A 22,713-nucleotide genomic window follows, 5' to 3' on the forward strand; every position below is an offset into this window, starting at 1 on the left:
TGCAGCTTATTGCCGGTCATCAGCCCAAGGCTTGCCTTTTTCTCTCTGATCTTTGCAGACTGCCCAGAAAGCGAGGCAGGCAAATGTTTTTGAAGGCAAAAGTGATATTGGGTGCTGTGGTGATGGTCCTTGGTGTGGCGGCAGCGAGTGCCCAGACCGCAGATCAAAACAACCAGCGGCCTGTTGAATTCTCCCAGCTGACTGAAACCATCTGGATGCATACCAGCTACAAAACCTTCCCTAAATTTGGGCTGGTCCCATCAAATGGGCTCATCGTTGTTGGTGGCGAGCATACGATCCTGGTCGACGGCGCCTGGACCGATGAACAGACCACAGAGATTCTCGATTGGGCCAGAGCAGAACTCAATCAGCCAATTGATCGCGCCGTCTTTACCCATGCTCATAGCGATCGGATGGGCGGAGTAGGGGCAATTCGTGCGCGCGGGATTGAGACCTATGCCCATCCTTTAAGCAACCAGTTGGCACCTTCAGAGGGGTTGATGGCTGCAGAGTTTGATTTGGCTTTGAACCAAACTGATGCAGTGGTGAACTTTTATGGGCTGCAACTGCACCATCCCGGCGCAGGCCACGCTGCCGACAATATCGTTGTCTATGTTGCCAAAGACGGGCTGCTGTTTGCAGGGTGCTTGCTGCGCTCAATGCAGGCCAAGGGGCTGGGCAATACCAATTACGCCGATATCGGGCATTGGGCGCAGGCCGTAGCCTCGGTCAAACATCAGTTTTCACAGGCGACACTTGTGGTGCCGGGGCATGGTGCGCCTGCCGGGCCAGAGCTGCTAGATCGAACTGAACATTTGATCAGCTTGCACTCCAAGCAGTGATACAAACAAAAAGCGCGCCCAGATGGACGCGCTTTTCGGAATAATTTGGAACTCTATCAGTCGGTTCCGCGATACGGCTCAACATATTGCAGCGCCATATCCCAGGGGAAGAAGATCCAGGTATCCTGGCTGACTTCTGTGATAAAGGTGTGCACCATGGGGCGGCCTTTGGGTTTGGCATAAACGGTGGCAAAATGCGCTTTGGGGTACAGGCTGCGCACCAGATCCAGTGTTTTGCCGCTGTCGACCAGATCGTCGATGACCAGGATACCTTCACCCTGGTCGCCCATGATGTCAGCATCCGGCGCCTTTAGCACCTCAGCCTCACCCTGTTCCTGGTGGTGGTAAGACTGCACCGAGATGGTGTCGACGGTGCGGATGTCCAGCTCTCGTGCAACAATCATGGCTGGCGCCATGCCGCCACGGGTAATTGCAACAACAGCTTTCCAAGCGCCGTCATTTGGGCCTTGTCCATCTAGGCGCCAGGCCAGGGCACGGCTGTCTCGGTGGATTTGATCCCACGAGATGTGAAAGCCTTTTTCGTGTGGCAGACGATCGGTCATTGTTTGGGCTCCCCGCTTAGCGCGTCAGGTTGCTGCGATCTTGGCCCCCAGCAGGGCAAGTAGCCCGCCAAAGGTCCGGTCGATTACATGTTTCAGATTGATATAGATACGGCGTGTCTTTTCCAAAGAGAAAAGCCGCGCCACCAGGGCGTTCCACAGGGTCTCGCCTAGGAAAATACAGGCCAGCAATGCCGCCATCACCGCACCAGAGGTGCCAGTGGGTACAGTGCCAACAAAGACCGCGCCAAAGAAAATGGCCGGTTTTGGGTTGGCCAACTGGGTAACCAGACCCAACCGCAGGGCCGCCAGCGGCGAACGTGGAGTAGCGGGTACATCCGCCTCGGCTATCGGCGCGTCAGCGTTGCGCCACATTTTGTAGGCCATCCAAAGCAGCAGAGCGGCGCCGCCGATCTTCATCACCGTCAATAAAACTGGCGCATAGTCAAACAGCAGGGCCAGCCCAAACAGAGCCCCCCCCGCCCAGACCACGGCGCCAAGGCCAATGCCAATGGCGAGGGCCAGGCCGGTGTGCCAGCCCTCGGTTAGCCCAATGCGCGCAGCCATCAATACGGCAGGGCCGGGGCTGATGGCTGCCATCAGGCAAAGCGTTACCGCAGCTATGAAAGCTGCGATGCTCATCCCTTGGAGATATCCGGCGCGTCGACCGCTTTCATGCCAACCACATGATAGCCCGCATCCACGTGCAGGTTTTCACCGGTCACACCCGAGCTAAGGTCGGACAACAGGTATAGGGCGGACTTGCCCACATCATCAATGGTCACATTGCGACGCAGCGGCGAGTTATACTCGTTCCACTTCATGATGTAGCGGAAATCGCCAATGCCCGAAGCCGCCAGGGTCTTGATCGGACCAGCCGAAATCGCGTTGACGCGAATGCCGTCTTTGCCCAGATCCTCGGCTAGGTATTTGACAGATGCCTCCAGCGCGGCCTTGGCCACACCCATGACATTATAATGTGGCATCACCTGCTCGGCACCGTAATAGGTCATGGTCAGGAACGAACCACCCTCGGTCATCATCTTTTCGGCGCGCTTAACAACAGCCGTGAAAGAATAGACCGAAATATCCATGGTCATCTGGAAGTTTGAGCGGCTGGTGTCGACATAGCGACCACGCAGTTCACCTTTGTCCGAGAAACCAATGGCGTGCACAACAAAGTCCAGCTTGCCCCATTTTTCTTCCAACGCGTTGAACAATTCGTCGATTGATCCTTCATCCGAAACATCACAGGGCAGGACAATATCGCTACCCAGTTCTTCGGCCAACGGGCCTACGCGTTTCTTCAAGGCATCGCCCTGATAGGAAAAAGCCAGCTCTGCGCCAGCGTCAGCGCAGGCCTTGGCGATACCCCAGGCGATTGATTTGTTATTGGCCAGGCCCATAATAAGGCCGCGCTTTCCAGCCATCAGCTGATTAGACATGCAGGTTCTCCGCCCGTGTTCTCGATGATTTAGCGACCTTTATGTTATAGCACGCCCTGCTTCAAGGGTGGCTGCACTTGTCGACTTAACAGAAGCCTTCTAGGTTGCCGTCAACAACAGTCGGGGGACAAATGTCAGATCGCAGTGGAATCTTTGCCGGAGACGACCCTTTGGTAATCGCTAAGGAGTGGTTAAGGGAGGCAGAAAAAACTGAACTTAACGATCCCAATGCGATCGCTTTGTCAACGGTAGATGCCGATGGCATGCCAAATGCTCGTATGGTGCTACTAAAGGAAATTGAAGTGGATGCTTTTGTGTTCTACACTAATTACGAGAGTGCCAAGGCTGGTGAGTTGGACTATGCCGGGAAAGCTGCTTTTGTCCTACATTGGAAGTCCTTGCGGCGTCAGGTGCGTGTTCGCGGTCTCATCAGCCGCGAAGATGGCCCGCAGGCGGACGAGTATTATCAATCGCGTTCGCTAAAAAGTCGTTTGGGAGCATGGGCTTCCCGTCAATCACAGCCGCTATCCAGTCGGTCCGCCCTGATGGCCGAGGTCGCTAAGGTCACGGCAGCAAAGGGAACTTCGCCCGAAAGACCTCCATTTTGGGGGGGCTATAGACTGGTCCCAACCGAGATTGAACTTTGGGCTGACGGCACGTTTAGGTTGCACGACAGATTTGTCTGGCGACGCGAGAATCCTGCGTCAAATTGGCAAATTTCGAGGATTAGTCCCTAATTTTAGTGTGACATGAATAACATTGAGTAGATGCTTTCGAAACTTTGGGGCTTGAAATTGTCACACAAAATCGCGCATTACTCTTAGGAATAGCAATAAAAACAAGAACACGCGGTGGACTTCAAAGTGGCAGAAGATTTAAGCAGCATGCATCATGTAAGAGGCATGGTTAAGTGGTTTGACCCAGCTAAGGGTTATGGTTTTGTGGTGTCGGAATCTGGAGGTCCAGACATCCTGTTGCACGTAAATGTGCTGCGAAATTTCGGGCAAAGCTCTGTTGCAGACGGCGCCGAGATTGAAATTCTCACTCATAATACTGATCGTGGTGTGCAAGCCGTTGAAGTGGTGTCGATTGTTGCACCCGAGCGGGATGATACACCTGTGCTGGCAGATTTTGCCGAGCTTGATCTCGATTCCTTGCGTTCCGAGCCTCTAGAAGCGGCTCGCGTTAAGTGGTTCGACAAGGGCAAAGGCTTTGGATTTGCCAATGTGTTTGGCAGCAACGACGACGTGTTCTTGCATGTCGAAGTTTTACGTCAATCCGGTTTGGCAGACTTGCAGCCAGGCGAAGCTTTGGCGATGCGCGTTATTGATGGTAATCGCGGCCGTATGGCTGTTGAAGTTCTGGCTTGGGAAAGCGCAGTTCAGGAAGATTGAGATTAGTTAGATGAAAAACAGTGTCGCAGCATTGATCTTTTGTTTTGCTGCGACCGCGTCTGGCGCAGCCCTGGCTGAATGCCAGGACAATCGCGTCGATCTACGTGGTGATTGGGGGCAGGCCTCCTTTACCGTAGAAATCGCAGACACCCCCGATGAACGTGCCCAGGGTTTGATGTTCCGCGAGTCTATGCCGCGCGGGGCTGGCATGCTCTTTGTGTATGAATACCCTCAACGCGCTGCGTTCTGGATGAAGAATACACTGATTCCACTCGATATTATCTTCCTCGACCAGAACGGTGTGGTTGGACATGTTCATTCCAACGCCGTGCCTGGCGATTTATCCCCGCTTCCTGGCGGCGACCAGGTCTTTGCCGTTCTTGAAATCAACGCAGGGCTGGCATCACGTTATGGTATTTCGCCAGGAACCGAGATGCGCCACCAAGTTTTTTCTGACCGAGAGCCGAAATGGTCGTGTTAGGGGTTTTCGAATCTTTTTGGCGCGGCTAGAGAAGGCGCACGGTCCGGGGCGTGGCGCAGTCTGGTAGCGCACCTGTTTTGGGTACAGGGGGTCGTGAGTTCGAATCTCGCCGCCCCGACCATTTTCCTCCTGTTCAGCGAAACTTAGCACTCCGCATGTTGCGCAGAACAGGACGAAATGGACCTGTTTCTATTGATTTGTGATTCTGTGCTGGCGCGACCATTTGTGTCGATGGTTCCGTTTTTGCCTCACTTGGCATGTTCAGTAGTGCAATGGATTCGTGGCATTTGGTACACAGCACTGGTTGAGAAACTCGATTTCCCAGTGAGAGGCAAAATGTCATCAACAGGTGAATTGAAATTTTGATTCACTACTCCTTTGAGGCCGCCGCACAAGAAACCTGATTCACGGTTTGTGACTGCTATGGGGATGAATTGTTAAGTTCGAGAAGCAAGCTGTTACCTTTTCTTAATAATTCCAGTTTCGGTTTAAAACGATTTTAGCGCTGATCTTGTGGAGAGGTTTGTGGATGAATCACTTTGGAACTTGATCCGGATAAATCCTAATCATTGGTCAACAGAAAAGATCGGGTCTAAGGGCTAACTTTTGCGTTGACCGGATATGCCAAATTACGCCAAATTGTAGGTGTCGTATATGACGCCACTAAATCTTGTGTGATTTATCGCGGCAGCACCTACGGCATGCTAACAATGGAAACACTGTGAGAACGGTCCAGTATGGTCCGGGAGCGCCCATTTTTTGTGTGGTGCCTACGGTGTATCCTACGGTTTTATGTACGATTTGCGCGGGCATCGCATACTGGGACACTGGATAACAAAGGCAGTAGAATGAAGATCGAAAGAAAGTTTACCAAAGCCGGGCGTGATGCTTACGCGGATCTGGAATTTGTTACTGCCACATCCGAGATCCGAAATCCGGATGGTACAATTGTTTTTCGTCTTGATAATGTCGAAGTCCCATCCGAATGGAGCCAAGTGGCCAGCGATGTCATTGCCCAGAAATACTTCCGCAAAGCCGGAGTGCCTTCAAAGCTGAAGAAAGTCCGTGAAAAGGGCGTTCCTGAATTTTTGCAGCGGTCCGTTCCTGATGGCGACGATGTAGATTTTGGCGGTGAAACCTCCTCAAAGCAGGTGTTTGATCGTCTAGCCGGCGCCTGGGCCTATTGGGGCTGGAAAGGCGGCTATTTTTCGACTGAGGAAGACGCTCGCGCTTATTACGATGAAATGCGCCATATGCTGGCCAGCCAACGCGCAGCGCCCAACAGCCCACAGTGGTTCAATACAGGCCTGCACTGGGCCTATGGCATCGACGGTCCAGCCCAGGGTCACCACTATGTTGACCATAAATCCGGCAAGCTAACCAAATCTAGCAGTTCTTATGAGCACCCGCAGCCACATGCTTGCTTTATCCAGGGCGTACAAGACGACCTGGTAAACGAGGGTGGCATCATGGACCTTTGGGTTCGCGAAGCCCGCCTGTTCAAATACGGGTCAGGCACAGGTACCAACTTCAGCCACCTGCGTGGCGAAGGTGAAGCTCTGTCAGGCGGTGGTAAATCCTCCGGCCTGATGGGTTTCCTGAAGATCGGTGACCGGGCTGCAGGTGCAATCAAATCTGGCGGTACCACTCGACGTGCCGCCAAGATGGTCATCGTTGACGCTGATCACCCGGACGTCGAGCAGTTCATCGAGTGGAAAGTACTCGAGGAGCAAAAGGTTGCCTCGATTGTGGCAGGCTCTAAAATGCACGAAAAGATGCTGAACGCCATTTTCGAGGCAATCCGATCTTGGGACGGTGCCGAAGTTGACGCATATGACCCCGCCAAGAATACAGGTCTGAAATCTGCTATTCGTGAAGCCAAAAAGGTGATGATCCCGGAAACCTATATCAAACGGGTTCTGGATTATGCCAAGCAGGGTCACACCAGCATTGAATTCCCCACATACGACACTGACTGGGATTCCGAGGCCTACAGCTCGGTTTCAGGTCAGAACTCGAACAACTCGATCCGCGTTACCAATGCCTTCCTCAAGGCCGTGGAAAAAGATGCCGATTGGCAGCTGATCAACCGTACCGACGGCAAAGTTGCCCGCACCATCAGGGCGCGTGACCTGTGGGAAAAGGTCGGCCACGCCGCTTGGGCCTGTGCTGATCCGGGTATCCAGTACCACGACACAGTGAACGAGTGGCACACATGCCCAGCCGACGGTGAGATTCGCGGCTCAAACCCCTGTTCCGAATACATGTTCCTGGATGACACCGCCTGTAACCTGGCGTCCGTCAACCTTCTGACCTTCCTCAAGGGCGGCGAGTTTCAGGCCGAAGACTACATGCACGCCTGCCGTCTGTGGACGCTGACGCTGGAAGTCTCGGTGATGATGGCGCAGTTCCCGTCAAAGGAAATCGCCCAACTGTCTTACGACTTCCGCACCTTGGGTCTGGGCTATGCCAACATTGGCGGCCTACTGATGAACATGGGTTATGGTTATGACAGCGACGAAGGCCGCGCACTTTGTGGTACACTGACGGCCCTGATGACCGGTGTCGCGTATATGACCTCAGCCGAAATCTCGGGTGAGCAGGGGCCATTTGCTGGCTATGAACGCAACGCAGAAAACATGCTTCGAGTGATCCGTAACCACCGCAATGCCGCATACGGCAAAAAGACCGGTTACAAGGGCCTCTCGGTCAAGCCTGTGCCGCTTGATTCACACAACTGCCCGGATGCCCATCTGACTGATCTGGCCAAAAGCGCTTGGGACGAGGCACTGGAAATGGGCGAAAAATACGGTTTCCGTAATGCCCAAACCACTGTGGTTGCACCAACAGGCACCATTGGTCTGGTGATGGACTGTGACACCACCGGGATTGAACCAGACTTTGCACTGGTGAAGTTCAAGAAACTTGCGGGTGGTGGCTACTTCAAGATCATCAACCGTTCGGTGCCCTCTGCGTTGGAAGGCTTGGGCTATTCCTCGGCTCAGATCCAAGAGATCGTTGGCTACGCTGTTGGCCATGGCACCATTGGCAATGCACCGGGTATCAACCATACCTCACTAACTGGCCACGGGTTTGGGCCAAATGAGCTGTCTAAAATCGACGCCGCTCTGGAAAGTGCCTTTGATGTGCGTTTTGTGTTCAACCAGTGGACCCTGGGCGAGGACTTCTGCACTGGCGTGCTGGGTATCCCGGCAACCAAGCTGAATGACCCAACCTTTGATCTGCTGCGCCATCTTGGCTTTACCAAGGCTGACATCAACGCTGCCAATGATCACGTCTGTGGAACCATGACCCTGGAAGGTGCGCCGCACCTGAAGGAAGAGCACTATTCGATCTTTGACTGTGCCAATGCCTGCGGGAAAAAGGGCAAGCGCTTCCTGTCTGTCGACAGCCACATCACCATGATGGCGGCGGCCCAGTCGTTCATCTCGGGCGCGATCTCCAAAACCATCAACATGCCAAACGATGCCACCATCGAGGATTGCCAGAAAGCATATGAGCTAAGCTGGTCCTTGGGCATCAAGGCCAATGCTCTGTACCGTGATGGCTCAAAACTGAGCCAGCCACTGGCAGCAGCTTTGGTCGAGGATGATGACGAGGCAGCTGAGGTGCTGGAAACCGGCAGCAATCACGAAAAAGCAGCGGTTCTGGCTGAAAAGATCGTTGAAAAGATCGTCATCAAAGAGGTGATCAAATCGCATCGCGAAAAGATGCCTCATCGCCGCAAGGGCTATACCCAAAAGGCGGTTGTAGGTGGTCACAAGGTTTACCTGCGCACCGGTGAATACGAAAGCGGCACCCTGGGCGAGATCTTTATCGATATGCACAAGGAAGGCGCTGGCTTCCGCGCCATGATGAACAACTTTGCCATCGCGGTGTCGGTTGGTCTGCAATACGGCGTGCCGCTCGAAGAATTTGTCGATGCCTTTACCTTCACCAAGTTTGAACCTGCCGGCATGGTGCAGGGCAACGACAGCATCAAAAACGCCACTTCGGTGCTGGATTACGTGTTCCGCGAACTGGCCGTCAGCTATCTGGACCGCACCGATCTGGCCCATGTCAAACCCGAAGGCGCGTCATTTGATGATATCGGTCGTGGTGAGAACGAGGGCGTATCCAATGTTTCGGAAGTCAGCGAAAGCTCGGCTAGCAAGTCGCTGGAAGTTCTCAAGCAGATTTCATCAACCGGGTATCTGCGTAAGCGTCTGCCGCAAGAGCTGGTTGTGCTGCAAGGCGGGCAGGGGGCCACGGGTGAGCTAAAGACTGGCTCGGACCCGGTCTCTAGTCTGCAATCACTGGTGCCGGAAACGGGGGTAAATACCACAGCTTCTGTTTCGACAGCTTCGGGTATGGATGCACGCACCAAGGCAAAAATGCAGGGTTATGAAGGTGAAGCCTGTAACGAGTGTGGAAATTACACACTGGTACGCAATGGCACCTGCATGAAATGCAACACTTGTGGTGGTACATCTGGGTGTAGCTAAATTTAGCGATCCTAAAAAATAAGTTAGCCATGTCAGGCTCACGTCAGAAAAGGTTACTAGCGTAAAAGAGCAGTAAATACAGGCTAAAAGGCGCAGTCTGAGAAGTTCGAAGCCTCTCTTGGTTGCGTTGGGCGCGTGCAGTCGCCCCGAGTATTGAGCAGGTTGCAGGCAGAGCAACGAGCGGTAAACTACCTTGCTAAGACAGCGGGTTTGGGGGGGCTTAGGCCTCTCCAAATTCTATATTGCCACGCGTTTTTTGGGGACTTTTTTGATGTGCGTCTTGGACCTGGTGACGAGGAAAACACTCTCATTTGAACTAAGTATTAAGCTTTTTGAGCGAAGCTTAAGCTTCCCAGTGAATGTCAGCCACCAGAAGGTGTCTGTAGAAAGCCAACTCCGATGCTCAACTGTCTCGAATTTAACCAGCCAGCCCTGCTGTTTGCCTGTGTAGTATCCTCTGTGTCCCTTGGCACGTCTGCAGTGTCCGAAGATTGGAGTGGTGCTCTTGTTAGGGCTTCGATTGGCAGGCAAGTCTCTGATCCCAATGGCATTGGCCGCCAGCGCAGCAATACCCCGGCGTTTCACTTCGGCTACGATCTTGATTTTGGCCAGATTGTACTTGGTGGTGAGGTTGAGGTGGAACGGTCGCAGTTTCAGGCTGGCTCGGTCGAATCTCAACAGATGCAGCGCTTACAGCTGCGGGCCGGGTACGATTTTGGCCAGACACTTGGCTACCTGTCTCTGGGCGGCGTACGTGCCGAAAACGATCAGGATCACGAGACCGGAGCCGTGGTTGGGCTTGGTCTGTCTTATTCTCTCAATCAAAATGTCAGGCTTGGCGGCGAAGTCCTGTACCAGGATATAGAAGGGTTAGACCAATCAGGTCTAAGGCGCAGCAACTCCTTCTCATTGCGCGCAACGTTTCAGTTCTGATCCTGTCAGTTTGCGGGTTTGAACGGCCGATCAATCGTTTTGGCAACAAAGAACAGACTTGGCGGGGCAGGGGCTCTGTGCTATCCAGCCCTTATGAAACAGACAAGCACCATTATTATTTGTTGCATTCCCTGCTGATCCATCCAGCGGGCCGGTATCTGTCGTTTCAATTCATCTGACAACTTGCTATGCCCGCGCTGCGCGCCAGGTACATTTTTGTGCCGAACTTAGGAGCTGTCATGACGAGCGAGACCATGATCAAACTGCACAACACAATGACCCGTCAAAAAGAGGTCTTTACCCCGATCGATTCAGATAATGTGCGGATGTATGTCTGTGGTCCCACGGTTTATGACCGCGCCCATCTAGGCAATGCGCGTCCAGTGGTGGTGTTTGATATTCTGAACCGCCTGCTGCGCCAGACCTATGGCGCAGATCACGTGACATACGTGCGAAACTTCACGGATGTGGATGATAAAATCAACGCCCGCGCCGCTGAAAGTGGTCGGTCAATTGGTGAGATCACCGCAGAGACCACCCAGTGGTTCCTGGATGATATGGCGTCGCTAGGGGCCATTGAACCCGATCACATGCCACGCGCTACGCAGTACATTCCGCAGATGGTTGCGATGATCGAGGACCTAATTGCCAAGGGCCATGCCTATGCCGCCGAGGGCCATGTGCTGTTTGCTGTGGACAGCTGGAAAGAGGGCTATGGCAAGCTGTCAGGCCGCTCGGTGGATGACATGATTGCAGGCGCCCGGGTCGAAGTGGCCCCATATAAACGCAACCCGATGGACTTTGTGCTGTGGAAACCATCGGACGATACTCAACCAGGCTGGGACAGCCCCTGGGGCCGCGGGCGTCCGGGCTGGCATATTGAATGTTCCGCGATGTCGTACGAGCTGCTGGGCGATACATTCGACATACACGGTGGCGGCAACGACCTGATGTTCCCACACCATGAAAATGAGATTGCACAAAGCTGCTGTGCCAATGGCAATCAAAGCTTTGCAAAATACTGGCTGCATAACGAGATGCTGCAGGTCGAGGGCAAGAAGATGTCCAAGAGCCTGGGGAATTTCTTTACAGTCAGGGACTTGCTGGACCAAGGCGTTCCGGGTGAAGTGATCCGCTTTGTGTTTTTATCGACCCACTATCGCAAACCGATGGACTGGACCGACAAAAAAGCCAAAGAAGCCGAGGCAACTTTGCGCAAGTGGCGGGCGTTGACAGCGGGCATCGAACCCACTGCCAACGCTGCTGCCGCGGTTGTCGAGGCTTTGTCAGATGATCTCAATACCGCCGGTGCCATTACTGAGCTACATAAGCTTGCGGCTGCTGGCGATTCAGCAGGTTTGTTGGCTTCGGCGCAGCTGGTTGGGTTGTTGACCGAGGACGCTGGCGACTGGGCCGAGATCGCGGATGTTGATCTGTCAGCGTTCGAGGCGCAACTGGCCGAAGCACGGGCCGCGGCGATGGACACCAAGGACTTTGCCGAAGTTGACAGGTTGAAGTCCGTGTTTGTGGATGCAGGGCTTGAAGTTCGAATGAGTAAGGCGGGTGTTGAGTTGGTTGCGGGTGCCGGTTTTGATGCCGCCAAGCTGGAGGCTTTGACATGACAATCCAGCACTTGTCCAATGTGCAAAACAACGCCCGCCCCACGCCCCCCCACGGGGGGCGGGCAAATGATCTTGGTCAAGCTAAGATCATCACCGCTGAGGAATGTTGGGCATGAGCAAAGAGCGTCTTTATCTCTATGATACCACCCTGCGGGATGGGCAGCAGACCCAGGGTGTGCAGTTCTCAACTGCTGAAAAAAAGCAGATTGCCCAGGCATTGGATACCCTAGGCGTAGATTATATCGAAGGCGGCTGGCCCGGCGCTAACCCAACCGACAGTGCGTTTTTTGATGAGGCTCCCAAGACCAAGGCACGACTGACCGCTTTTGGCATGACCAAGCGGTCGGGACGGTCGGCTGAAAATGACGACGTACTGGCGGCGGTGATGAATGCCGGCACCCAGTCGGTCTGTCTGGTGGGTAAGTCGCATGACTATCACGTGACCGCCGCGCTTGGCATCTCTCTGGAAGAAAACCTGGAGAACATCCGTGCCTCAGTTGCGCATATCGTGGCGCAGGGGCGCGAGGCGCTTTATGATGCCGAACATTTCTTTGATGGCTACAGGGATAACCCGGACTATGCGATTGCGGCCTGTAAGGCCGCGCTTGATGCTGGTGCGCGTTGGGTGGTGCTGTGCGACACCAATGGCGGTGCGCTGCCAACCGAAGTGGGCCGGATTGTGCGCGAAGTGATTGCAGCCGGATTGCCGGGTGATCGCCTGGGCATTCACACCCACAATGACACCGAAAACGCGGTGGCCTGTTCGCTGGCGGCGGTTGAGGCTGGGGTGCGTCAGGTTCAAGGGACCTTGAACGGATTGGGCGAGCGCTGCGGCAACGCCAATCTGACCACATTGATCCCAACGCTGCTGTTGAAAGAGCCCTATGCCAGCCAGTTCGAAATAGGCGTCAGCATGGGTGCGCTGGCTGGTCTGACCCAGATCAGCCGAATGCTGGACGATATCTTGAACCGCGTACCCACGCGGCAGGCGCCTTATGTGGGGGCCTCGGCTTTTGCACATAAGGCGGGGCTGCACGCTAGCGCGATCCTGAAAGATCCCAGCACTTATGAGCACATTGAACCCGAGCAGGTGGGCAATGCACGGATCATTCCGATGTCGAACCAGGCCGGGCAAAGCAACCTGCGCAAGAGATTGTTGGATGCCGGGTTAACGGTAGAGAAGGGCGATCCGGCTCTGAGCCGTATTCTGGAGCGGATCAAGCTGCGCGAGGACGAGGGCTATTCCTATGACACCGCGCAGGGCAGTTTTGAGCTGCTGGCGCGCGATGAGCTGGGCCAGTTGCCGGACCTGTTCGAGGTGAAGCGCTACAAAGTCACGGTGGAGCGGCGCAAAAACAAGTACAACAAGATGGTCAGCCTGTCCGAGGCGGTTGTTGTGGTTAAGGTTGATGGTGAAAAGCGTCTGTCTGTCAGTGAGTCGATGGACGAAACCGGCAGTGATCGTGGTCCGGTAAACGCATTGGCCAAGGCCCTGATTAAGGATCTGGGGCGCTATTCCAGCGTGCTGGAAGATATGCATCTGGTCGACTTCAAAGTGCGTATCACCCAGGGTGGCACCGAAGCGGTGACGCGGGTGATCATCGACAGTGAAGACAGCAAGGGGCGCCGTTGGTCCACTGTTGGCGTCAGCCCGAACATAATAGATGCCTCGTTTGAGGCGCTGTTGGATGCGATCCGTTGGAAGCTGATCCATGACGATGTGACCGAGGCGTAACATGCAGTTTGACGACGACCTGACCGCCTGCGCTGAGCTGGTTCAGAAAAGTGATCCCGACCGGTTCATGGCCACGATGGCCGCCCCGGTTGAGGCACGGCCACTGTTGTTTGCGCTTTATGCGTTCAATTTGGAACTGTCGCGCGCACCCTGGGCCAGTGCCGAAAGCATGATTGCTGAAATGCGGGTGCAGTGGTGGCGGGATATTGGCACCGAGATCGCCGCAGGCAATTCAGCGCGGCGGCATTTTGTGGCAACGCCATTGGCGCGGCTCTTAAGGCCCGAACTGGCAACAGTCATTGATGCCATGGCCGAGGCGCGGCGATGGGATATCTACCGCGACCCGTTTGAGGATGCCGCGGCGCTGGATCGCCATATCGATCACACGAGTGGTGGTTTGATGTGGATGGCGGCTGCCTCGCTGGGTGAGGCGGACGAGACTGTGGTGCGCGACTTTGCTTATGGCTGTGGCGTCGCCAACTGGCTGTTGGCCATTCCGGAGTTGGAAGAGCATAAACGCGTTCCATTGGTGGATGGCACGTCGAGCGGGATACGCGAGCTGGCCTCGAAAGGTCTGGAACGCCTGATTGCGGCAAGAACGCAAAGCGGCAGGGTCTCTAAGGCAGCTGGCGTTGCACTATTGTCCGGGTGGCAGGCTGAAACCATCCTGAAACAGGCAATTTCACAGCCAGAACGCGTTGCTAACGGAGCATTGGGCCAAAGTGAGTTTCGTCGCCGTGCCGGTCTGATGTGGCGATCTGCCTTGGGGCGCTGGTAGCACTCAAGCGGTTTTCAGCGCTTTCTTGACCCATTTCTTGGGGCGTCCGGTGAGCTGTCCCAAAGCCTGATCGGGTTCCAGTTTTTTGCGTCGCAAAAACTCGGCCAGCGCCACGGCGCGTGAAGGCTGTGTCATATATCCTGTCCAGCCCATTTGCTCGGCGGCCTGTAGTTGGATCAATCCAAAACCGGCAATGATGCAATGCAGGTCGGTGGCCAGTTCATGAGCCTCCCAACCTCCTGGCAGGCTGTCGGCAAAAGGCTCAAGCCGCGCGTGCATCAACTCATGAGTCATGGTGTTGATAAAGGCCAGTGGGCTACGCAACAGGCTTGGACGGTAGGTAATCACCGGCTTGCTGTCATCATGCCAATATTCCCCGACAACTTCCGATGTTTTTCCATATTCGTGGCGTAATTCGTCTGGCAGTTCCGGCAGCGGCTCCAGCTCGATGTCATGTGTCATTCCAAGGTGGCGCATGATGTCCTGGGTGACAGCCAGCGCTGTTTGGTGATCGTCGCCGCGCGCCGCAGTGAAATGGTCTTTGGTCGGTGTAATCAGCTCAGACTTCTGCCACCATTCGGGCCGATGTTCCTGTACCCAGTCAAAATTGTCTTCGATCCAGAACCGGAGATCTTCTCCGATGAGCGGTTGTTTCCAGAACATGGTAAAATACCTTTTGCAAAAATGGGGTGTTCATCCGTTGGGCGCCGATCAATGAATGGCACAGGGATGGGGAATATAGGTCTGCTATGCCTTTCCTTGTGGTACAGGATCGTCGCTGGGGCGCAGCATAAGCCACAGCAGGGCTCCACCAGCCAACACCAGGAACGGAGCCATGGCCATGTTGACCGCGTTCCAGCCATCCACCGGGTTGCCGCCCGAACAGTTCATCAAGCCACCTGACGACAGCGACGCAAAGGTGACGCCGCCAAAGACCAACAGGTCGTTCAAGCCCTGCATACGGCCGCGCTCGTGTGGTTCATGGGCACTGGCCAGCATGGTGGTAGAGCCGATAAAGCCAAAGTTCCAGCCAAACCCAAGTAGGATCAAAGCAACAAAGAAGTTCTCTAGCTCGACACCATTTAGTGCCACGGCACCGGCACCAGCCAAGATGACCAAGCCAGCGGCTACGACTTTTTCGACACCGAACCGTGAAATCAGGTGGCCGGTGAAGAACGACGGAATATACATTGCCAGCACATGCAGGGTGACAACATCAGCGGCGTTGTTCTGTGTGAAACCACAGCCAACAACAGCCAGTGGTGTCGACGTCATCACCAGGTTCATCAGAGCGTAGGACACCATGGCACAGATCACCGCAACGGCGATGCGCGGCGTTTTCAACAGTTCCAAGCGGGTACGGCCACGCGGCGCGTCAGCGCTGGGGGCAGCAGGTTTGGGAATATCGAGAAACAGGAACAACAAGGCACCGATGACGTTGATTAGGATCACAGCCATGTATGCACCCAGGAATGGGATCACAAAGGCGTCGCTGGTGGCCTTGACCAGTTGCGGGCCAATGATGGCGGACAGCAATCCACCGGCCATGACATAGGAAATCGCCTTGGGACGGAATTCTTCGCTGGCGGTATCGGCGGCGGCAAAGCGATAGAAACCCTGGGCGCTCATGTAGATGCCGGTTAGGAAACTACCGGCCAAGAAGATGGGGAAGGACCCCAGATACAGACCATAGGCTCCGACGAGAGCACCGGTTGCGCCGCCCATAGCGCCAACCATAAAACCAAACCTGCGGCCCCATTTTTGCATGATTGCGGAAATGGGCGTGGCTGACAGCATAGACCCCAGCACGATCAGCGAAATGGGCAATGTCGCAAAGCAGGCATTGGAGGCCAGAGACTGGCCTGCCAGACCGCCAATGATAAAGATAATTGGCATCTGCGAGCCAAGAAACGCCTGAGCCATTACCAGAATGGCGACATTTCGTTTGGCGACACGGTCATCGTGAGTGGTCATACTAATAGTCATGGGGGATGCGTAGCTGCGAAAATCTCTGGGCACAAGCGGCTTGCAGCGGGGAAACCTGCGACTAATCTGCATGTGTTTGTGAAGTGGAGAAGTGACGTGGCGTCAGATCAAGATGTGGGGCGTATTATTACCGGCGACGCTTGCGTGGCAGAAGGCGCCGCGTGGCTGGCGGCTAGCGATCCTCGGTTTGCAGAGGCCTTGGCGCTGACCGGCCCTTTGCCATTGCGTCGTAAACCAGATGGGTTTGCTGAGCTGTTGTCGGCGATTGTCAGTCAGCAGGTCAGTGTAGCCTCGGCCAATGCGATTTGGGGCCGAATGCAAGCGGCCGACCTGATCTTGCCAGCTAAGGTTTCAGCAGTAAGTGACGAGGACCTACGCGCGATTGGGTTGAGCCGGCAGAAGGTGAAGTATGCGAGGTCTCTTGCTGAGGCTTCTATTGATTACAACGCGTTACGAGGTGTTTCGGATCGCGAAGTTATTGCGACCCTGACCCAAGTGTCGGGTATTGGAGCCTGGACAGCCGAGATTTATGCAATGTTTTCACTGGGGCGAGCTGATGTTTTTGCGCCGGGTGATCTGGCCTTGCAAGAGGCCACGCGAATCTTGTTTGAACTACCAGAACGCCCCAAAGAAAAAGAGCTGCGCAAAATGGCTGAAGACTGGTCACCCTGGCGGTCGGTTGCGGCGCGGCTGTTGTTTACCTATTACCGAGTAGCAAAATCCAGGGAAGGGATCAGATGACTCGCGTATTATCCGCTGAACGCAAAGAGCCAATTTCGGGCACAACCCGGTCGGTTGTGGTGTTCCTGCATGGCTATGGGGCCAATGGGGCTGACCTGCTGGGGCTTGCTGACCCGCTGAGCGAACACCTGCCGGACACATTGTTTGTTGCCCCTGATGCGCCAGAAAACTGCGCCGGTGCACCAATGGGCTATCAGTGGTTCCCGATCCCCTGGATTGATGGCTCCTCGGAAGAAGAGTCCGAGCGTGGCATGTTGTCAGCGATTGATGACCTCAATGCCTTTCTGGATGCCCTCATGGTCGACGAAGACGTGCTGCCCGAGCAGGTGGTTCTGTTTGGTTTCAGCCAGGGCACCATGATGGCTCTGCATGTGGCCCCACGGCGCGAGGATTCGGTGGCGGGTATCGTGGCCTTTTCCGGCCGGTTGCTGTCGCCCGAAACACTGAAGGACGAGGTTGTCAGCAAGATGTCCATCCTGCTGGTGCATGGGGACGCTGACGATGTGGTGCCACCGCAGTCTTTGCCCGAGGCGGCCGAAGCCCTTCAGGAAGCGGGCTTTCAAGACGTATTTGCCCATATCCAAAAGGGCACCGGACACGGTATTGCACCTGATGGCTTAAGCGTTGCGCTGGCCTTTATGCGCGATAAGCTGGGTCTGTAGGTAACCCATGGGTTACCCGGTTTGAACCGCATCACCAAATGACTTAGCCGCCAGGGGGTGCCTTGGCGGTTTTTACATGGGCGATTGCGCCCACTGTGGCATAGTTGAATGAATGCCTGATTACGGCAGCGTACGCTGCCCAGGCAACGGGCCGAAGTCACATTGATTGACCCATTTTTAGAAAGACACTCAGCATGATTGCCTATGTCACAGTTGGTGCCGACGATATCTCGCAGGCAAAACGGTTTTATTCAGCATTCCTGCCAGCGCTTGGGTATGTGCAGACAGATGGCCCTGAGGGCCTGAGTTATGCGCTACCTGTTCCAGAGGGGCAGATGCCGGTTCTGCCTGATTTCTACGTTAAGCCAACCTTTGATGGACGCCCGGCCTCGGCTGGCAACGGCGCGATGGTTGCCTTTGAGGCGAAGAGTCAGGAGTTGGTTCGAGAGCTGCACACCGCTGCAGGGGCCGCAGGCGGCACCGACGAGGGGCAGCCGGGCTTTCGGGCGTCTTATGGGCCTCAGTTCTATGTTGGCTACCTTCGCGATCCGCAGGGCAACAAGATTGCACTGTTTTCATGCAATCCAGATGAACCCGGACGTGATAGCTAACTCGTACAAGAACTTCTTTTTGCTGAAAATACTCAAATCTCCGACCTGGCCAAACAAGCCAAAGATAGAGGCTTCTTGATAGGTCTCAGCGGCGGCGCGATTGTTGGTTGGGGGCTGGAACCTCCGCATCTTGCCAGGTTCCGGTTTCCAATCCATCCAGCGTCCAATCGCCAATGCGATAGCGGATCAGGCGAAGGGTGGGGTGGCCCACAGCGGCGGTCATGCGACGGACCTGACGATTGCGGCCTTCGCGAATGGTGAGTTCAATCCAGGTGTCGGGGATGTTTTTACGCACGCGGATTGGAGGGGTGCGCGGCCAGAGGATTGATGTCTCTTCCATAATACGCGCCATGGCCGGTTTGGTCAGGCCATCTTTGAGCTCAACTCCTTTGGCCAAGGCTAGGACAGCTTCCGCGTTTGGCTCACCTTCAACCTGCACCCAATAGGTCTTGGCCATCTTGTGCTTGGGGTCGGAAATGCGGGCCTGCAGGCGTCCATCATCGGTGAGCAGCATCAAACCTTCGCTATCGCGATCGAGCCGTCCTGCCGGATAGACCCGTGGCACGTCGATGAAATCGCTCAGCGTGCGGCGGGGGCTGTCCTGACTGCCGCGATCGGTGAATTGCGGAAGGACATCAAAGGGTTTGTTGAGGCGGATCAAACGGGTCATGCCCGCCCATAAGAGGCTGAAGGCGTCAAAGCAAGGGCTTGCGTCATTTGGTTGATACACAGGCAGGGCAAGTTAGTGTCGAGATATTGTGGAAACTGAGGGGTTGTCAGGGTTTTACCACGATATATAGTCATTGATATGCTGGGGCGGGTTCCCCGCTCTGGTGCCGAGATAGGGCAGACGGGGTGAGGAAGACGTTAGAGATGGACGGCGACTTTAGAACTGATTTTGTACGCGCTCCAGGCGCATTAAAACAGCATCCGGCACTGGTGTTGAATGCGGATTACCGCCCCTTGTCCTATTACCCGCTGTCTCTGTGGCCCTGGCAGGATGCGATCAAGGCGGCCTGGCTGGAGCGGGTTGATATCGTGGCCGAATATGATGAGGTGGTGCACAGCCCTAGCACCGTTATACGAATACCCTCGGTTGTTGTACTGAAAGACTATGTAAAACCTCAAAAGCGCGTGGCCTTCACGCGCTTTAATTTGTTTTTGAGGGATGAATTTTGTTGCCAGTATTGCGGCGCACGTGGGGATTTGACCTTTGACCATGTGGTGCCACGCGCCGCTGGTGGGGTCACCAGTTGGCAGAACGTCGTCGCGGCCTGCTCGCCGTGTAATTTGCACAAAGGATCTAGGCCGCTGCATCGCACGGGCATGTCACTGCACAAGGCACCGCGCCAGCCAGGGGCGGAAGAGTTGCGCAATATAGGCCGTAAGTTTCCACCCAACCATTTGCATGGCAGTTGGTTAGACTTCCTGTATTGGGATGCTGAGTTGGATGCATAAAAAAGCCCGGTACATTGACCGGGCTTGAGTGATTATTTCGCGGCGCGTTGCACCATGCCAAATAGATCACGTGGATCATCCGGGTCGGCCAACATATCCAATTCAAAGAACAAATCGCTGTCTTTGATACGGTCGCGGATATAGCGCAGGGCCGAGAAATCCTCGATTGCAAAGCCGACGCTGTCGAACAGGGTAATCTGGCGGTCGCTGGTGCGGCCTTGCTTTTCACCGGTGATTACTTGCCACAGCTCCGTTACCGGGAAATCCTCGGCCATCTGCTGTATTTCGCCCTCAACGCGGGTTTGTGGGGGGAATTCCACAAAGACATCTGAGCGTTCGAGAATGCCTGCAGCCAGTTCGGTTTTGCCAGGGCAGTCACCGCCAATGGCGTTGATGTGGACGCCGGCGCCAACCATGTTGTCGCTGAGAATTGTGGCACACTGTTTATCGGCGGTGCAGGTGGTGAGGATCTGCGCGCCTTCAATGGCTTCTTCGGGCGTTTTGCAGATCACCACGTTCAGACCGGTTCCCTGCAGGTTGGCGGCGCATTTGGCGGCGGCGGCTGGGTCTTTGTCATACAGACGGACCGAAGTTACGCCGCAAATCGCCTTCATCGCCAGGCTTTGGAATTCAGACTGGGCACCATTGCCGATCATCGCCATGGTGTCTGCGCCTTTGGGGGCGAGGTATTTGGCGACCATGGCCGAAGTTGCGGCGGTGCGCAGGGCAGTGAGGATGGTCATTTCAGTCAGCAGCACTGGATAGCCGGTGTAAACATCAGCCAAGAGGCCAAAGGCGGTCACAGTTTGCAGACCCTCAGAAGTGTTCTTGGGGTGACCGTTGACGTATTTGAACCCGTAGGCCTCACCATCTGATGTGGGCATCAGCTCAATGACGCCAACCTCTGAGTGACTGGCGACGCGTGGGGTCTTGTCAAACAGCTCCCAGCGTTTGAAGTCTTCCTCGACATAGGTGGCCAGATCGCAGAGCATCTGTTCGATGCCAACATGATGAATAAGACGCATCATGTTGTCTACGCTGACAAAAGGCACCAGGGCTTTGTCGGATGGTTGGGTCATTGGGGGAACCTTTCGCGGGCGGTCAGGTGGATGCCGGCCAGCATGCAGCGCACGGATCCTCCTGCAGTTTCGATAGTTGGAATAGTGAGCGGTAGCGGCGTGGCGCTGCGCTCGATTGTGGTGATTTGGCTGGGCGACAGGGCGTCCAACGCGCGAGCCGAGAGGGCCAGGATGCGGGTGTCACCGGTCAACTCGATTGCGTTTCCGGCAAAGGAAGCGATCTGTGCAGCACTAAGGTCAATGACCTCGCGGCCGCTTTCTTCGAGGCGCTGCGCAATGGTCGCGCGGCGGGTGGGATCAACGATCATGTCCAGGCATATCAGCGCATACTCGGTGCCGATGCCCATCAGGACATTGGTGTGATAGACATCACTACCGCTGGCATCTTTGGCTTCAAAAGCAATGGGTTCATAGTTGAAGTGGGTGCAGAAGCGTTCCAGTAGAACCGGATCGGCGCGGTTGGATTGCACGGTGTAGGCAATGCGTCCGATATGGTCGAGCACCATGGCGCCCGTGCCTTCGAGTGAGAGGTTGTCTTGCTCGAGCCCGGAATAATCTATGACGTCTTGGACCCGGTATTGCTGTTTCAGCAACTCGATGATGTCCCAGCGTCGTTCTTTGCGGCGGTTGGCGGCATACATCGGATAGATTGCAATCTGGCCACCGGTGTGGGTTGAAAACCAGTTGTTGGGAAAGACGCTGTCAGGGGTATCGGTGCTGGTGTCGTCAAACACATGAGTTGCAACGCCAGCTGTGCGCAGTGCCTCGGCCGCGTGGTCAAACTCAGCCAGGGCTGATTTGGCGGTGTCCCTTGACGACTGGTTGCTTGCTGTCTGAAACGCGTTGTCACCGCTGGTCTGTGGGTTCGAGCGGAAGTGGTGAGGGCGCACCATTACCACCGCGCGCGGGGCCTGCAGCGTGTTCACGAATAGCTCCGGGTAGGGCGGTCAAAGACGCGACGACCAAGGGCCGAGGCGCAGAGTTCCACCATCAGATGCGCGGTGCGTCCGCGTTCGTCGAGGAAGGGGTTGAGCTCGACCAGGTCCAGCGATGTCATCAGGCCCGAGTCGTGCAGCATTTCACAGACCAAATGGGCTTCTCGGACGGTTGCGCCGCCGGGGACTGTGGTTCCAACTGCCGGGGCAACGGATGGGTCAAGGAAGTCGACATCCAGAGAAACGTGCAGCATGCCATTGGCCTTGGCCACTTTTTCCAGGAAGGCAGCCAGCGGGCCAGCGATGCCATTTTCATCAATGTCGCGCATGTCGTGGCGATGGATGTCTGTGGATTCGAGCGCCAGGCGTTCTGCGTTGTCCACCGAGCGCAGACCAATCATGCAGACGTTTTCCTGAGGAACAGGGTTGGCAACCGCTGGGAAACCGTCGAAGTCTTCGCGTCCGGTGAAATATCCAACGGGTGTACCGTGCAGATTGCCGCTGTCGGTGGTGGCAGGCGTGTGGAAATCGGTGTGGGCATCGAGCCAAAGCACAAACTGAGGTCGGCCTTGTTTGGCTGCATAGTTGCTAACGCCCGCAACCGAGCCCAATGACAACGCATGATCGCCGCCCAGAAAGATGGGCAGGCCGGACGTCATTGCAGATTCGGCGGTTTCGATGAGCTTTTCGGTCCAGCCGATGGTTTCATTTGGTGCAAACATCTGGCCATCGTTGCTATCCGGGTTGTAAGGGGCAGGGGTTAGGTTGCCCAGGTCTTTGACACCATGGCCCAGGCTTTCCAGCGCGGCGGTCAGTCCTGCTGTGCGCAGAGAATCCGGGCCCATCAGGCACCCGGCGCGGCGTTTGCCGCTGTCGACTGGAGCTCCAACGAGGATACAGGTTTGCAGTGTCACGGGGCGGTTCTCCGTTTGAAATACAATGTTGC

The 22,713-nt window shown here is 55.4% G+C and carries 23 protein-coding genes and 1 tRNA gene; 15 read left to right on the forward strand and 9 right to left on the reverse strand.

Features of this window, described 5'->3' with window-relative positions; all coding sequences use genetic code 11:
- Positions 1-83 precede the first annotated feature (83 nt).
- Positions 84-842 (forward strand): subclass B1 metallo-beta-lactamase, encoded by a 759-nt coding sequence (bla, locus tag AC2T28_RS06400; protein ID WP_486748145.1) that lies wholly within the window; start codon positions 84-86, stop codon positions 840-842.
- 56 nt (positions 843-898) lie between these two features.
- On the opposite strand, the gene gpt is transcribed toward bla, so the two are convergent.
- From gpt to fabI, 3 genes are read right to left on the reverse strand one after another with little or no spacing between them, the layout of a single operon-like run.
- Positions 899-1,405 (reverse strand): xanthine phosphoribosyltransferase, encoded by a 507-nt coding sequence (gpt, locus tag AC2T28_RS06405; protein WP_486748146.1) that lies wholly within the window; start codon positions 1,403-1,405, stop codon positions 899-901.
- A gap of 24 nt (positions 1,406-1,429) precedes the next feature.
- Entirely contained in the window at positions 1,430-2,044 is a 615-nt protein-coding gene (locus AC2T28_RS06410; RefSeq protein WP_486748147.1) for a LysE family translocator, read from the reverse strand.
- A complete protein-coding gene (gene fabI, locus AC2T28_RS06415) occupies positions 2,041-2,847 on the reverse strand; it encodes an enoyl-ACP reductase FabI (protein WP_486748148.1) in 807 nt (268 codons plus the stop codon). The genes AC2T28_RS06410 and fabI overlap by 4 nt, the downstream gene beginning before the upstream one ends.
- A 131-nt stretch (positions 2,848-2,978) precedes the next feature.
- On the opposite strand from fabI, the gene pdxH reads away from it, so the two are divergent.
- The 10 genes from pdxH (at position 2,979) to AC2T28_RS06465 (ending at position 14,295) form a co-directional block, all read left to right on the forward strand.
- Positions 2,979-3,584: a pyridoxamine 5'-phosphate oxidase gene (pdxH, locus tag AC2T28_RS06420; protein ID WP_486748149.1), complete on the forward strand. Its 606-nt coding sequence runs from the start codon at positions 2,979-2,981 to the stop codon at positions 3,582-3,584.
- A gap of 126 nt (positions 3,585-3,710) precedes the next feature.
- Positions 3,711-4,241, forward strand: coding sequence for a cold-shock protein (locus tag AC2T28_RS06425; protein ID WP_486748150.1), 531 nt, complete (start codon positions 3,711-3,713; stop codon positions 4,239-4,241).
- A gap of 10 nt (positions 4,242-4,251) precedes the next feature.
- Positions 4,252-4,722 carry a DUF192 domain-containing protein gene (locus AC2T28_RS06430; RefSeq protein ID WP_486748151.1) on the forward strand — a complete coding sequence of 157 codons (471 nt, stop codon included), beginning with the start codon at positions 4,252-4,254 and terminating at the stop codon, positions 4,720-4,722.
- Positions 4,723-4,766: 44 nt separating this feature from the next.
- Positions 4,767-4,843 (forward strand) — tRNA-Pro (locus tag AC2T28_RS06435).
- Positions 4,844-4,899: 56 nt separating this feature from the next.
- A complete protein-coding gene (locus tag AC2T28_RS06440) occupies positions 4,900-5,088 on the forward strand; it encodes a hypothetical protein (RefSeq protein WP_486748152.1) in 189 nt (62 codons plus the stop codon).
- A 482-nt stretch (positions 5,089-5,570) separates the two neighbouring features.
- Positions 5,571-9,227 carry a vitamin B12-dependent ribonucleotide reductase gene (locus tag AC2T28_RS06445; RefSeq protein WP_486748153.1) on the forward strand — a complete coding sequence of 1,219 codons (3,657 nt, stop codon included), beginning with the start codon at positions 5,571-5,573 and terminating at the stop codon, positions 9,225-9,227.
- A gap of 399 nt (positions 9,228-9,626) precedes the next feature.
- Positions 9,627-10,160, forward strand: coding sequence for an outer membrane protein (locus tag AC2T28_RS06450; protein ID WP_486748154.1), 534 nt, complete (start codon positions 9,627-9,629; stop codon positions 10,158-10,160).
- 239 nt (positions 10,161-10,399) lie between these two features.
- Positions 10,400-11,782: a cysteine--tRNA ligase gene (gene cysS, locus AC2T28_RS06455; protein ID WP_486748155.1), complete on the forward strand. Its 1,383-nt coding sequence runs from the start codon at positions 10,400-10,402 to the stop codon at positions 11,780-11,782.
- 112 nt (positions 11,783-11,894) lie between these two features.
- Entirely contained in the window at positions 11,895-13,517 is a 1,623-nt protein-coding gene (gene cimA / locus AC2T28_RS06460) for a citramalate synthase (protein WP_486748156.1), read from the forward strand.
- 1 nt (position 13,518) lies between these two features.
- Positions 13,519-14,295, forward strand: coding sequence for a squalene/phytoene synthase family protein (locus AC2T28_RS06465; RefSeq protein WP_486748157.1), 777 nt, complete (start codon positions 13,519-13,521; stop codon positions 14,293-14,295).
- A 3-nt stretch (positions 14,296-14,298) separates the two neighbouring features.
- On the opposite strand, the gene AC2T28_RS06470 is transcribed toward AC2T28_RS06465, so the two are convergent.
- Together AC2T28_RS06470 and AC2T28_RS06475 are read right to left on the reverse strand one after the other, a co-directional pair.
- Positions 14,299-14,958, reverse strand: coding sequence for a hypothetical protein (locus AC2T28_RS06470; RefSeq protein ID WP_486748158.1), 660 nt, complete (start codon positions 14,956-14,958; stop codon positions 14,299-14,301).
- An 84-nt stretch (positions 14,959-15,042) separates the two neighbouring features.
- The gene (locus AC2T28_RS06475) at positions 15,043-16,281 is read right to left on the reverse strand and encodes an MFS transporter (RefSeq protein ID WP_486748159.1); all 1,239 of its coding nucleotides are present in this window, start codon (positions 16,279-16,281) and stop codon (positions 15,043-15,045) included.
- Between the two features lie 96 nt (positions 16,282-16,377).
- Between AC2T28_RS06475 and AC2T28_RS06480 the strand changes: the two genes are divergently transcribed.
- From AC2T28_RS06480 to AC2T28_RS06490, 3 genes are all read left to right on the forward strand, one after another.
- Entirely contained in the window at positions 16,378-17,022 is a 645-nt protein-coding gene (locus tag AC2T28_RS06480; protein ID WP_486748160.1) for a DNA-3-methyladenine glycosylase family protein, read from the forward strand.
- The gene (locus AC2T28_RS06485; RefSeq protein WP_486748161.1) at positions 17,019-17,684 is read left to right on the forward strand and encodes an alpha/beta hydrolase; all 666 of its coding nucleotides are present in this window, start codon (positions 17,019-17,021) and stop codon (positions 17,682-17,684) included. The genes AC2T28_RS06480 and AC2T28_RS06485 overlap by 4 nt, the downstream gene beginning before the upstream one ends.
- Positions 17,685-17,878: 194 nt before the next feature.
- Positions 17,879-18,295 carry a VOC family protein gene (locus tag AC2T28_RS06490; protein ID WP_486748162.1) on the forward strand — a complete coding sequence of 139 codons (417 nt, stop codon included), beginning with the start codon at positions 17,879-17,881 and terminating at the stop codon, positions 18,293-18,295.
- An 85-nt stretch (positions 18,296-18,380) separates the two neighbouring features.
- Here AC2T28_RS06490 and AC2T28_RS06495 read toward each other — a convergent pair whose 3' ends face one another.
- Positions 18,381-18,965, reverse strand: a complete 585-nt coding sequence (locus tag AC2T28_RS06495) for a pseudouridine synthase (RefSeq protein ID WP_486748163.1) — start codon at positions 18,963-18,965, stop codon at positions 18,381-18,383.
- A 203-nt stretch (positions 18,966-19,168) separates the two neighbouring features.
- Here AC2T28_RS06495 and AC2T28_RS06500 point away from each other — a divergent pair, with 203 nt between their 5' ends.
- Positions 19,169-19,753: an HNH endonuclease gene (locus AC2T28_RS06500; RefSeq protein WP_486748946.1), complete on the forward strand. Its 585-nt coding sequence runs from the start codon at positions 19,169-19,171 to the stop codon at positions 19,751-19,753.
- Positions 19,754-19,785: 32 nt separating this feature from the next.
- Here the strand turns inward: AC2T28_RS06500 and AC2T28_RS06505 are convergent, their stop codons facing one another.
- From AC2T28_RS06505 to rocF, 3 genes are read right to left on the reverse strand one after another with little or no spacing between them, the layout of a single operon-like run.
- Entirely contained in the window at positions 19,786-20,832 is a 1,047-nt protein-coding gene (locus AC2T28_RS06505; protein WP_486748164.1) for an ornithine cyclodeaminase, read from the reverse strand.
- Complete coding sequence (gene ctlX, locus AC2T28_RS06510; RefSeq protein WP_486748165.1) at positions 20,829-21,758, reverse strand: citrulline utilization hydrolase CtlX; 930 nt, start codon at positions 21,756-21,758, stop codon at positions 20,829-20,831. The genes AC2T28_RS06505 and ctlX overlap by 4 nt, the downstream gene beginning before the upstream one ends.
- Entirely contained in the window at positions 21,755-22,681 is a 927-nt protein-coding gene (gene rocF, locus AC2T28_RS06515) for an arginase (RefSeq protein ID WP_486748166.1), read from the reverse strand. The genes ctlX and rocF overlap by 4 nt, the downstream gene beginning before the upstream one ends.
- Positions 22,682-22,713 lie beyond the last annotated feature (32 nt).

Source organism: Parasedimentitalea nitratireducens, from assembly GCF_057444295.1.

Coding starts and splice junctions, on each gene's coding strand:
- AC2T28_RS06430 (WP_486748151.1), top strand. CDS start 4,252: ATGAAAAACAGTGTCGCAGCATTGATCTTTTGTTTTGCTGCGACCGCG.
- AC2T28_RS06495 (WP_486748163.1), bottom strand. CDS start 18,965: ATGACCCGTTTGATCCGCCTCAACAAACCCTTTGATGTCCTTCCGCAA.
- cimA (WP_486748156.1), top strand. CDS start 11,895: ATGAGCAAAGAGCGTCTTTATCTCTATGATACCACCCTGCGGGATGGG.
- cysS (WP_486748155.1), top strand. CDS start 10,400: ATGACGAGCGAGACCATGATCAAACTGCACAACACAATGACCCGTCAA.
- AC2T28_RS06475 (WP_486748159.1), bottom strand. CDS start 16,281: ATGACTATTAGTATGACCACTCACGATGACCGTGTCGCCAAACGAAAT.
- AC2T28_RS06505 (WP_486748164.1), bottom strand. CDS start 20,832: ATGACCCAACCATCCGACAAAGCCCTGGTGCCTTTTGTCAGCGTAGAC.
- AC2T28_RS06440 (WP_486748152.1), top strand. CDS start 4,900: ATGGACCTGTTTCTATTGATTTGTGATTCTGTGCTGGCGCGACCATTT.
- AC2T28_RS06485 (WP_486748161.1), top strand. CDS start 17,019: ATGACTCGCGTATTATCCGCTGAACGCAAAGAGCCAATTTCGGGCACA.
- AC2T28_RS06490 (WP_486748162.1), top strand. CDS start 17,879: ATGATTGCCTATGTCACAGTTGGTGCCGACGATATCTCGCAGGCAAAA.
- AC2T28_RS06470 (WP_486748158.1), bottom strand. CDS start 14,958: ATGTTCTGGAAACAACCGCTCATCGGAGAAGATCTCCGGTTCTGGATC.
- fabI (WP_486748148.1), bottom strand. CDS start 2,847: ATGTCTAATCAGCTGATGGCTGGAAAGCGCGGCCTTATTATGGGCCTG.
- AC2T28_RS06465 (WP_486748157.1), top strand. CDS start 13,519: ATGCAGTTTGACGACGACCTGACCGCCTGCGCTGAGCTGGTTCAGAAA.
- pdxH (WP_486748149.1), top strand. CDS start 2,979: ATGTCAGATCGCAGTGGAATCTTTGCCGGAGACGACCCTTTGGTAATC.
- bla (WP_486748145.1), top strand. CDS start 84: ATGTTTTTGAAGGCAAAAGTGATATTGGGTGCTGTGGTGATGGTCCTT.
- AC2T28_RS06445 (WP_486748153.1), top strand. CDS start 5,571: ATGAAGATCGAAAGAAAGTTTACCAAAGCCGGGCGTGATGCTTACGCG.
- AC2T28_RS06500 (WP_486748946.1), top strand. CDS start 19,169: ATGGACGGCGACTTTAGAACTGATTTTGTACGCGCTCCAGGCGCATTA.
- AC2T28_RS06450 (WP_486748154.1), top strand. CDS start 9,627: ATGCTCAACTGTCTCGAATTTAACCAGCCAGCCCTGCTGTTTGCCTGT.
- AC2T28_RS06410 (WP_486748147.1), bottom strand. CDS start 2,044: ATGAGCATCGCAGCTTTCATAGCTGCGGTAACGCTTTGCCTGATGGCA.
- gpt (WP_486748146.1), bottom strand. CDS start 1,405: ATGACCGATCGTCTGCCACACGAAAAAGGCTTTCACATCTCGTGGGAT.